This is a genomic window from uncultured Caballeronia sp. (assembly GCF_964243625.1).
GTDB lineage: Bacteria > Pseudomonadota > Gammaproteobacteria > Burkholderiales > Burkholderiaceae > Caballeronia.
In genome coordinates, this window is the sequence record NZ_CAXTGZ010000170.1 from 1 (window position 1) to 10,715 (window position 10,715).

The 10,715-nt window shown below is 61.5% G+C and carries 11 protein-coding genes; 10 read left to right on the forward strand and 1 reads right to left on the reverse strand.

Going from position 1 to position 10,715, the window contains the following annotated elements; all coding sequences use genetic code 11:
- The 3 genes from ACFFAR_RS13805 to ACFFAR_RS13815 all read left to right on the forward strand — a co-directional run.
- Positions 1-596, forward strand: a 596-nt coding sequence (locus tag ACFFAR_RS13805) for a TetR family transcriptional regulator (protein WP_174364263.1), incomplete at its 5' end; no start/stop codon positions are given.
- Positions 597-706: 110 nt separating this feature from the next.
- Positions 707-1,636: a DnaJ C-terminal domain-containing protein gene (locus tag ACFFAR_RS13810; RefSeq protein ID WP_062001092.1), complete on the forward strand. Its 930-nt coding sequence runs from the start codon at positions 707-709 to the stop codon at positions 1,634-1,636.
- 6 nt (positions 1,637-1,642) lie between these two features.
- On the forward strand, positions 1,643-1,990 hold the full coding sequence (locus tag ACFFAR_RS13815; RefSeq protein ID WP_174364262.1) for a chaperone modulator CbpM: 348 nt from the start codon (positions 1,643-1,645) through the stop codon (positions 1,988-1,990).
- 82 nt (positions 1,991-2,072) lie between these two features.
- On the opposite strand, the gene ACFFAR_RS13820 is transcribed toward ACFFAR_RS13815, so the two are convergent.
- Positions 2,073-2,525, reverse strand: coding sequence for a winged helix-turn-helix transcriptional regulator (locus ACFFAR_RS13820; protein WP_174364261.1), 453 nt, complete (start codon positions 2,523-2,525; stop codon positions 2,073-2,075).
- A 234-nt stretch (positions 2,526-2,759) separates the two neighbouring features.
- Between ACFFAR_RS13820 and ACFFAR_RS13825 the strand changes: the two genes are divergently transcribed.
- From ACFFAR_RS13825 to ACFFAR_RS13855, 7 genes are all read left to right on the forward strand, one after another.
- Complete coding sequence (locus tag ACFFAR_RS13825) at positions 2,760-3,992, forward strand: MFS transporter (protein ID WP_174364260.1); 1,233 nt, start codon at positions 2,760-2,762, stop codon at positions 3,990-3,992.
- 165 nt (positions 3,993-4,157) lie between these two features.
- Positions 4,158-5,495 carry a hypothetical protein gene (locus tag ACFFAR_RS13830; protein WP_174364259.1) on the forward strand — a complete coding sequence of 446 codons (1,338 nt, stop codon included), beginning with the start codon at positions 4,158-4,160 and terminating at the stop codon, positions 5,493-5,495.
- A gap of 152 nt (positions 5,496-5,647) precedes the next feature.
- Positions 5,648-6,637, forward strand: a complete 990-nt coding sequence (locus tag ACFFAR_RS13835) for a LysR substrate-binding domain-containing protein (RefSeq protein WP_174362389.1) — start codon at positions 5,648-5,650, stop codon at positions 6,635-6,637.
- On the forward strand, positions 6,634-8,112 hold the full coding sequence (locus ACFFAR_RS13840; RefSeq protein WP_174362388.1) for an NAD(P)-binding domain-containing protein: 1,479 nt from the start codon (positions 6,634-6,636) through the stop codon (positions 8,110-8,112). The genes ACFFAR_RS13835 and ACFFAR_RS13840 overlap by 4 nt, the downstream gene beginning before the upstream one ends.
- Positions 8,109-9,083, forward strand: a complete 975-nt coding sequence (locus tag ACFFAR_RS13845) for an ABC transporter permease (RefSeq protein WP_062001097.1) — start codon at positions 8,109-8,111, stop codon at positions 9,081-9,083. Before ACFFAR_RS13840 ends, ACFFAR_RS13845 begins: the two co-directional genes overlap by 4 nt.
- Complete coding sequence (locus ACFFAR_RS13850) at positions 9,080-10,006, forward strand: ABC transporter permease subunit (RefSeq protein ID WP_174362387.1); 927 nt, start codon at positions 9,080-9,082, stop codon at positions 10,004-10,006. The genes ACFFAR_RS13845 and ACFFAR_RS13850 overlap by 4 nt, the downstream gene beginning before the upstream one ends.
- Positions 10,003-10,715: ABC transporter ATP-binding protein (locus ACFFAR_RS13855; protein WP_375508015.1), on the forward strand; the 713-nt coding region annotated here is incomplete at its 3' end. The genes ACFFAR_RS13850 and ACFFAR_RS13855, both read left to right, overlap by 4 nt.

The following is a 10,715-nucleotide window of genomic DNA, read 5'->3' on the forward strand; positions in this document are numbered from 1 at the left end:
TCCTCGATGCCGCCACGGCCATGTTCCTTCAGCACGGGTTCGGCGGGGCATCGCTTGAACGTATCGCCGAGGCGGCGGGCGCGGGCAAGGCGACGCTCTACAGCCGCTATAGCGGCAAGGAAGCGCTGTTTTCGGAAGTGGTCAAGCGCAACTGCGAACGCAGTCTGCAACTCGTGTATGACGCGCCGCAATCGGCGGAACTCCCGCAACGGCTCGTTGCCGTGACGCAGACGCTCGTCACGCGCTTGCTAAGCGACGAAGTGATCGCGCTCATACGGATGGTGGTGGCGGATGCGCCGCGGTTTCCATCGCTGGCGAAACTCACGAGCGACGCCGGCAGGTCGCGCGCAGTCGAAGCGGTGGCGACCATGATTGCCGAACACTCGGGACGCTCCCTCGACGCCCGCACACAGGCCGCGAACAAACGGCACGCGCACGCGCTGGCAACCCAACTCCTGGATGCAATCGTCTCCCCGATGCTCATGCGAGGCTTGATGGGCGAAGACCTCGATGAAATCCGCGGAGATATCCGCTCGCATGTGAAGCAGACGGTCGCGCTTTTCGTGGCGGCCGACGCGCTGCACGCTTTTCTGTAAGCGTTCGACGGCTTGGGCACATACTTGTATATTAATGAGACAGCTTGCCGTCAGGGCCGCAGGTCACCTTGTCAGTGTGGGTCTATCGATTAGACGAAACAGGCTAAACCATGAAATACAAGGATTATTACGCCGTGATGGGTGTCCCGCGAACGGCCACCGAGGCGGAAATCAAGACTGCGCATCGCAAGCTCGCGCGCAAGTTTCACCCGGACCTGAACAAGGACGCGGACGCCGAGTCACGCTTCAAGGAGGTAGGCGAGGCGTATCAGGTGCTGAGAGACGCGGAAAAGCGCGCCGCATTCGATGCCCTCGGCACGGGTCTCAAAGATGGCGATGAGATTCGTCCGCGCCCGGATGTCAGCGATGGTTTCGAGTATCAGGGAGCCGGCGGCGCGCAGGATACGGACGACTTTTTCAGCGATCTTTTCGGTGCGCGCCAACGCCATGCGCCGCGCTCCCAATCGTTCGACTGGCGCGGCGAGGACCATCACGCGCGGGTATCGGTGAGCCTGGAGGACACGTACAACGGCGCGCAGCGGACTTTTACGCTGCAAATGCCATCCGTCGATGACCACGGACGCGTCACTTATCAAACCCGCACGCTCGATGTATCGATTCCGAAAGGCATTCTCGACGGCCAGCGCCTCCGGCTCGCTGGCCAGGGCGGCGCCGGCACCGGAAACGCTCCGGCGGGCGACTTGTATCTGGAAGTCACGCTCGAGGAACACAAGCGGTATCGAGTCGATGGCCGCGACGTGACGCTCGATCTTCCCGTGGCGCCGTGGGAAGCCGCGCTGGGCGCGGAGGTCGTCGTACCGACGCCTTCCGGTCAGGTGACCATGAACGTCCCGGCCGGGTCCGCGGCGGGACGGCGCCTGAGGCTCAGGGGCCGAGGCATCCCCGGCAACCCGGCCGGCGATCTTTATGTGGTGCTCGGCATCGTCCTGCCCCGCGCCGATACCGATGCCAAGAAAGCCGCCTACAACGCCTTGCGCGAGGCGTTCGAGTTCGACCCACGCGCGAATTTTTATGGGTGACCCATCATGAACGAAAACGATCCGGTCTATCTGCAGGGCGAGGTTGTCGAGGAACACGTCGAGTTCACGCTGATCGAGCTGTGCCGCGTCACGGGTGCGTCCGAAGAGCAGTTCACGCTGTGGGTGAACGAGGGCGCGTTTGAACCTCGGGGCGCGCGCATCGAGGAATGGCGGTTCAGTGGCGCCTCGCTGCGACGCGCCGTCACCGCGCAACGGCTCACACGGGATCTGGAACTGAATGCTCAAGGTGTCGCGCTCGCGCTTGATCTGCTCGATCAGATCGACGTATTGCGCGCGCGCCTGGCGCGCCAGAATGATCAGGGCGATTCCTTCGAAGCGTCGTCGGGGCCTTGACACGGCAATACACCGAATTTGTGCCCGGCGGTTTGATGCTAGATGCTTCTCCGGCATTGCCGGGGAAGCATCTAGCAAAACGTCATTGTTCCCCTACCTTCTTCACAAACGTCTCCTCCATCGCCAGCGCTTTCCCGTTCGCGTTTTTCAACGCGAGCGTGGAAACCGGCTTTCCGTTCGTTCTGTCGATGAGCACCGAGTGTTTCTCTCCGCGTTCGAACAGATTCCCTTCGCCCCACTGCCGCAACGTGACGATCACCGGGAACAACGCCTTGCCTCTGGGCGTCAGCACATATTCCCAATAAGCCGATCCATCCGATGCCGGAACGCAATCCAGCACGCCCGACTCGACAAGCTGCTTGAGCCGGTCCGTCAAGATGTTCCGCGCGATAAGAAGGCTTTCCTGGAACGCTCCAAACCGGCGAACGCCATCGAATGCGTCGCGAATGATCAGCATCGACCAGCGGTCACCGACAACGTCGAGTGCCCGCGCCACCGGGCACGATGAATCCGGGAGGCCTTTGCTTCGAGCCATTGCACCACCTCCATCGTTGCTTTCGAAAAAACGATCGCTTGTACGCCGTCGCTCAAACTAGTTGCATTTTAAAACAGGTTTCATTTACACTCAAACCCGTTTTAATTCGCAACTAGATTTGACGACCGGAGGCTTGTACGCGTCGCTCAAACTAGTTGCATTTTAAAACAGGTTTCATTTACACTCAAACCAGTTTTAATTCGCAACTAGATTTGACGACCGGAGGAATGACCGATGAATCCAGCAAGCGCACAACACATATCGCTTCGTGTGCCGGCCCCGTTGGTGTTGTTGCTCGCAGTCTGTTGCGCTGCGAGTGTCGCGAACGTGTATTACGCACAACCGTTGCTGGATGCGATTGCAGCAGACTTCCGTATAAGTCACGCAGTGGTCGGCGGCGTGATCACTGCAACTCAAGTTGGGTGCGCTCTTGCCTTGTTGCTGGTCGTGCCGCTTGGAGACCTCGTGAATCGCAAACGACTGATCTGCGCGCAGCTCGTGTTTCTCGCAGTGGCGTTGATCGTCGTCGGACTTGCGGTGTCGCCCGTTTTGTTGCTGATCGGCATGGTCGGCGTGGGCATGGCGGGCACCGCGATGACGCAAGGGCTGATTGCATACTCCGCGACGCTCGCGCACGAATCGGAACGCGGAAGAGTCGTGGGCGCGACGCAAAGCGGCGTGGTGGTCGGTTTGCTCATGGCGCGTTCTTTGGCGGGCGTGGTGACGGACATCGCCGGCTGGCGCTGGGTGTATTTCCTGTCGAGCGTGCTGGCGGCAATCATGTTGATCGTGCTGTCCCGTGCGTTGCCGTTGCCGCATGTTCAGCCGGTGACGCTCACCTATCGGAAGCTGTTGCGCTCCATGTTCACGCTGCTCGCCGAAGAACGCGTGCTGCAGATCCGCGGAATGATCGGACTGCTGATGTTCGCGGCCTTCAGCATCTTCTGGAGCGCGTTGGTCTTGCCCCTGAGTGCGCCGCCTTTCTCGATGTCGCATACACAAATCGGCGCGTTCGGTCTGGTCGGTGCGATCGGCGCGCTTGCGGCCGCGCGTGCGGGCCATCTCGCAGACCGCGGACTCGGGCAATGGACAACAGGTGTCGCGCTGGTGTGCATGCTGGCGTGCTGGATTCCCATCGGCTTCATGCCGCATGGCATTGCGCTTCTGATTGCCGGCATCGTCCTGCTCGATATGGGCGGACAAGCCATCCACGTGATCAACCAGAGCATGATCTTCAGCACCCGGCCCGAAGCGCACGGACGGCTGGTTGGCTGCTACATGCTGTTTTATTCTGTTGGCAGCGGGCTCGGCGCGGTGTTATCGACTTGGGTTTATGCAAGAGACGGGTGGAGCGGCGTATGTACGCTTGGCTTTGCGGCAAGCGCTGTTGCGCTGGTGTTTTGGGCGCTTACAGTACGAACCACCCCAGGCCGTGCACAACAGAACGCGGCGCGATTACTGCATTGAATTCCACGCGTTGCACATCGCTTCGCCAAGACTCGGCGCGCCATCACGTACGTAACGTGTGTTCGCCAAGGCACATAAAAAATTTCAATCCATCTCCCTGCCAATCGTTTGCGCTAGACAAGGAAACTCAGAAACAAACATTCTTTTATCCGCCCGGAGCCGACCATGTGCGATACCACCGCCAACGATGCTGTATGTCCACAACGGCAGGGATGCTGGAATTTCGCCGGTAGCCATATTCCCAGGCTCCTCGAGGATTGCGAGAAGATGCTGGACTATGCGGCGGATAAAGCTATCGAACTTCCGCCCGAGTCCATAAGGGCGATCGCGGTTGCCCGTGAAGCTTTTGCACGAGGCAAATGGACACCTGACATTGAAAAGGACCTGTACGCTGCGAAAACGTCTATCGCCAAAGCCATCCAGCCGTGTTCGCTGGAAACGCTCGCGTCAGGAACGATCTCCGATGCCAAGAAGATCGCAAGGTTCTACTCCCGGCTGACGCTTTGGCTGGTGATTTTCATCGTGCCTGTATCCATGCTTTGCTTCACGGGCTCGGATCTCTCGGTGAAAGGTAAATCGCTGATCGACCAAAACGATAAAAACGCCCTGCTCATTCACGATCAGTTGCAGGACTACCGGATCGCCATCATCAAGGCCAAAGCGGTGCAGGGAGCTTCGGCGCCGGTCGCATCCGCAAGCGCCGAAAAAACCAGAACGGGAGCCGCGCCCTCCCTGAAAAACGGAGACCTGATCAGGATTGCGTCCGGCTCAACCCAGGCGTCGGATGCCGCGGCGGCACCTGCTCCTGCGTCAGATTCGTGGGAAATAACCGACCTGGGTTTGTCGCAGACCCCGGCGGCGCGACTGCTTAAAGAGACCCTCCAGGATTTCTCGCGGAACAATCGTCAGCTTTACGCAGAAACGCTTTGGCTGATCCGGCTTACGGGACATGGATCGGACAACGTATATGGATCGCCGTGGATGCTGAGCGGGCCTACGCAGCGTGAGAACCTGGAGCTATTGCTTCCAATCCTGCTCGAACCGACAGACGCCGGAACCCAGATTTCGATACCGCCAAAAGCGATAGGCCCGGAAGACGCGGTCGACGACGGCATGCGCAAACTTGCCGTGTATCAGGACATTCGCGCGATGGCGCAAAACGCGGAGCGCACCAGCGATATCTTCTGGGGCGCGGTAACGTCATATCTACTCCCGGTGCTTTACGCAGTGCTTGGCGCGCTCGCTTACATCCTGCGCGAATCGGCGGCGCAAATCAGTTCCAGGACATTCGACCCCGCAAATGCGCGTTATTCAAATCGAACCCGGCTCATCATCGCGCTGATTGTGGGCTCTGTGATCGGACTGTTTGGCAGCGTCTGGAAGACACAAGTGGGTTCCGCGTCACCGCTCGCGGTCGCCTTCCTCGCGGGATATGCAGCGGACGCATTCTTTTCTTTCCTCGACAAAGCCGCACCGACGCGCACGAAAACTGCCACTATTTGAAGACTGCACAGGCGCGCGGCCGGGCGTCCGGATGAGAAAGGGGCCCTGCTTCGCGCTTTTATCTATCAATATAATTTTTGATCATTTGCATTTCGCATGGTCGCGGCGCAAGAATGTGTTTTCTGCATTCACTGATACCCAATCCGCCGGCCATGGAAATTCGCCAACTCGAAGCCTTTGCCGCCGTCATGTCCGCCGGAAGCGTCACCGCTGCCGGGCGCTTGCTCGGGCGATCGCAGCCGGCGGTATCGCGTTCCATACAAGAACTGGAGGCGGAGATTGGCTATCCGCTGTTCCAGCGTTTCGGCCCGCGCGTCGCGCCGACGCGTGAGGCGTCCGAGCTTTACCAGGACGTAGAACGCACGCTTGCAAGCCTGAGACAGGTCAAGTCGCGTGCGGAACAGATTGCAATGCAGGCGCCGCCGCCGCTGACCATCGCGGCCACGTCAGCGCTTGCGGCCGGCCTCGTGCCCCACGCGCTCGCGTTGCTCAACCTGACCCATGCGCTCGAATCCGTGCATCTGCGCAGCGCCGCGCCCGAACAGGTCGTCGACGCCGTACTGAACGGCATGGTCGATATGGGCGTGTCCAGCTTGCCGCTGGAACATCGCGGCGTGCTCGTTCACTGGATTGGCGAGTCTGCGTGCGTGGCCGCCGTGCGCGCCGATGACCCGCTGGCAAAAGCGCCGCGTATCGCGTTGAGCGACTTCGCCGGCCGCCGTCTTGTAACGATGCAAAACCCCTACCGCCTGCGCCCCCGTCTCGATTCGGCGTTCGCGCAAGCCGGCGTGCGCACGGCTGGCGTGATCGAAACGAACTCATCGCTGAATGCGCTTGGAGCCGTTCGCGCGGGCCTCGGGCTCGCCGTGATGGAACCGGTGACCGCACGCGGTTTGCCCGTGGAAGGCGTGGTGCTGCGCCCGCTCGATATCCGCATACCGTTCCTGTTCGGCGTCATCACACCGGAGTTCCGGCCGCCGAGCGCGGCGACGCTGGCCGCCGCCGATGCCCTCATGCACGCCGCCGCCGAGATCCTTCCCGACTTCGTCCTGCACGACGCCGGCCAGCACAGCGCGATTCTCCAGGCGCTCTACGGCGAAGCCGACGACACCCTCAATCCGACCGAAGAGCCCGCCACGTGAGCCTCGACATCAACGTTTCATCGAACCAGATCAAAGGGCTCGCGGCGCTCGAGGCGCGGCTTGCCGAGGACCTGTCCCTTCTCGAATTGCCGGCGCGCGAATGGGTGACGAGCAGGACGCACGATGGCCATGACGTGCTGGACGTCGCGGTGATCGGCGGCGGGATGGCGGGGATGGCGGCATCGGCGGCGTTGAAGTTGCTCGGCGTGCGCGCACGCATCTTCGATCGCTCGCCGGAGGGGCTCGAAGGACCCTGGGCCACGACTGCGCGCATGGAAACGCTACGCTCGCCAAAACAGCTGACCGGGCCGGCGCTCGGCTTGCCCGCACTCACGTTTCGCGCGTGGTTCGAAGCGCAGTTCGGGGCTGAAGCATGGCAGGCGCTCGACAAGATCGACCGGCTGCAGTGGATGGAATATCTGGTCTGGTATCGCCGCGTGCTCGCACTCGACGTCCGCAATGGCCACATCATCGAAGCCGTGACGCCGCGTGCGGATGGTCTTGTGGTGCTGAGCGTTCGCACGCACGAAAACCGTTTCGATGTCTTCGCGCGGCGCGTCGTGCTTGCAACCGGACGCGATGGTCTGGGCGGACCGGCGTTGCCGGGTTTTATCGACGGGTTGCCGCGTTCGCGTTGGGCGCATTCATCGGACAGGGTTGATTTCAGCACGCTTCGCGGCAAGCGTATTGCCGTCGTCGGGGGCGGATCGTCGGCCATGGACAGTGCGGCGACCGCACTCGAAGCAGGCGCTGCGAGTGTCGATTTGCTGATCAGACGTCCGGACCTGCCACGCGTGAACAAGGGCAAGGGTGCAGGCAATCCGGGCCTGACGCACGGCCACCAGACTCTCCCCGATGAATGGAAGTGGAAGATCCGGCACTACATCAATACGGTGCAGGTGCCGCCGCCGCGGGGCAGCACGTTACGGGTGTCGCGTCATCATCCCAGCGTGCGGTTCAATCTTGGCTGCCCGGTTTTGTCGGTGGAAGAAACAGCCGATGGTCTCGCCATCCACACGCCGAAGGGCACGTTCGCGGCTGACTTCCTGATCGTCTCGACGGGCTTCAAGGTGGACTGGAACGCGCGCCCGGAATTCGCCGCGTTCGCGCCGTTCATCCGCACATGGGCCGACCGGTACACCCCGCCACCCGGCGACGAAGACGCCGAACTGTCCGACTCGCCCGATGTCGGCCCCGCCTTCGAGTTCCTAGAGAAAACGCCGGGGGATTGCCCGGGTTTGTCGAATGTTCATTGCTTCTGCTATCCGGCAACGCTTTCGCACGGCGCCGTCTCCGGCGACATTCCCGCCATCAGCACGGGCGCGAAACGTCTCGCGCAAGGCATCGCGAGTTTGCTGTACCGCGAAGACGTGGAGCAGCATTACGCGGCGCTCGAAGCCTACGCGGAGCCCGAACTTTTCGGCGATGAATTCACGCCCGCCGACGCACCGCCCCAGTATGCGGAGGACCGATGAGCGGCTGGCTCGTTCGCCGCGTCGCGCAAGCGGCGTTCGTGGTGCTGCTGATGACGCTGATCGTGTTCATCGGCTTGCATGCGATCGGCAATCCAATCGATATCCTCATCGGGCAGGATGTCGACCAGGTCGATCGCGCGCGGATCATCGCGCAACTTGGCCTCGATCAGCCGCTGTGGAAGCAGTACCTCGCGTTTCTCGCGGGCGCCGCGCACGGCGATCTCGGCAATAGCTTCGTTTATAACGAACCCGCGATTCGCCTGATCCTGCAACGCCTTCCGGCGACACTCGAACTGGCGGTATCGGCGCTGCTGCTGGCGCTTTTCATCGGCATTCCGCTTGGGCTTTTTTCGGGCTTGCATCCGCGCAATCCGCTTTCGAAGATGTTGATGACGGGCAGCATTGTCGGCTTCTCGCTGCCTACGTTCTGGGTGGGCCTGATGCTGATCATGCTCTTCAGCGTGAAGCTCGGATGGCTGCCTGCGAGCGGGCGCGGTGAAACTGCAAGCCTGTTCGGTGTGCAATGGTCGTGGCTGACCATCGACGGGCTGCGCCACCTTATTTTGCCCGCGTTGAATCTCTCGCTTTTCAAGGTCTCGCTCGTGTTGCGCCTGACGAGCGCCGGCGTGCGCGAAGTCATGCCGATGGAACATGTGCGCTTTGCGCGCGCCAAGGGTTTGTCGCCGATGCGTGTCGTGCTCGTGCATATCTTGCGCAACACGCTGATACCGCTCGTCACGGTGATCGGACTCGAGTTTGGTTCGACCATTGCGTTCGCGGTCGTGACGGAGACCGTTTTCTCGTGGCCCGGCGCAGGCAAGCTGATTCTCGACAGCATCAACGCGCTCGATCGGCCGGTGATCCTTTCGTACCTGATCGTGGTCGTGTGCATGTTCGTCACGCTGAACCTGCTGGTCGATATCCTCTATAAATTCCTCGATCCGCGCGTGCGGCTGGAGGGCGCGCGATGAGCACCACGCCTCTCGTTCCCGAAACGCCTGTGCGCGCTGTATCGAAGCGCCGGTCGCCATGGCGTCAACTCGTGGCCGACTTCGTGCGTTCGCCAGTCGCGCTGGGCGCGTTGATCGTTGCAGTCTTGCTCATGCTTGCCGCGGTTTTCGCGCCGTACATCACGCCGCAGAATCCCTACGACCTCCTTCAGCTCGATGTCCTCGATGCCCGCCTTCCGCCCGGCTCCATGAACAGCGCCGGCACGCACGCGTACTGGCTCGGTACCGACGGCCAGGGCCGCGACCTCTATTCAGCGATGCTCTATGGCTTGCGCCTGAGCTTGTCAGTGGGTCTTGGCTCGGCAGTAATCGCGGGCGTCGTTGGCACAGTATTCGGGTTGATCGCGGCATACGCAGGCGGCAAGGTGGACAGCCTCATCATGCGGCTTGTCGATTTGCTGCTCGCCTTCCCGTCCATCCTGGTCGCGATGATGCTGCTCGCGTTCCTCGGCAAAAGCGTGACGAACGTCGTGCTCACTTTGGTGCTGATCGAATGGGCGTACTACGCCCGCACAGCGCGCGCGCAGGCTTTAGTCGAAGCCCGGCGCGAGTATGTCGAAGCGGCGCGCAGCCTGGCAATTCCGAACTGGCGCATCGTGCTCGTTCATATGCTGCCGAATTGCCTGCCGCCGCTGATCGTGGTCGGCACGCTGCAGGTCGCACGCGCAATCACGCTGGAAGCAACGTTGTCCTTTCTCGGGCTCGGCGTGCCGATCACGGAACCATCGCTCGGGCTGCTGATTGCCAACGGCTACCAGACCATGCTCTCGGGCGAATACTGGACGAGCGTCTACCCGGGTCTTGCGCTGCTCGCCATCCTCGTATCGATAAACATGGTCGGCGACCGTCTGCGCGAATTGCTCAATCCGAGGTTCGTGAAATGAGCAACGCAGCCTTTCATACTTCCGATACCACCCTCGAAGTCCGCGGCCTGAAGACGCGCTTCTTCACGCGCGAAGGCGAGCTGCCTGCGGTCGAGGATGTATCGCTGACGCTCGGCCGCGGTCGCGTGCTGGGTCTGGTCGGGGAATCCGGATCAGGGAAATCCGTGACCGGTTTCTCGATCATGGGACTGATCGATGCACCCGGCCGCGTGGTCGGCGGCGAGATACTGTTCAAGGGAAGGAATATTGTTGGTCTGCCGGAAGCCGAAATGCGGCGCCTGCGCGGCAGCCGTATTGCGATGGTGTTCCAGGACCCGATGTCCACGCTCAACCCCGTGCAACGCGTCGACGCGCAGATGATCGAGGCCGTGCGTGCGCATCGGAATGTGAGCCGCAGTACCGCCCGTGAGCAAGCAAGCGAAGCGCTCGCGGCAATGGGTATCGCAAGTCCTGGCGAACGCCTGCGTGCGTATCCGCATCAGTTGTCAGGCGGCATGCGCCAGCGCGTGGCGATCGCGATTGCCATGCTGCACAAGCCTGATTTGATCATCGCCGATGAACCCACGACCGCGCTCGACGTGACCATCCAGGCGCAGATCCTGTCCGAGGTGCAGACGCTCGTGCGCACGCAAGGTACATCGCTGATCTGGATCACGCACGACCTGTCCGTGGTCGCGGGTCTCGCCGACGACATCGCCGTGATGTATGC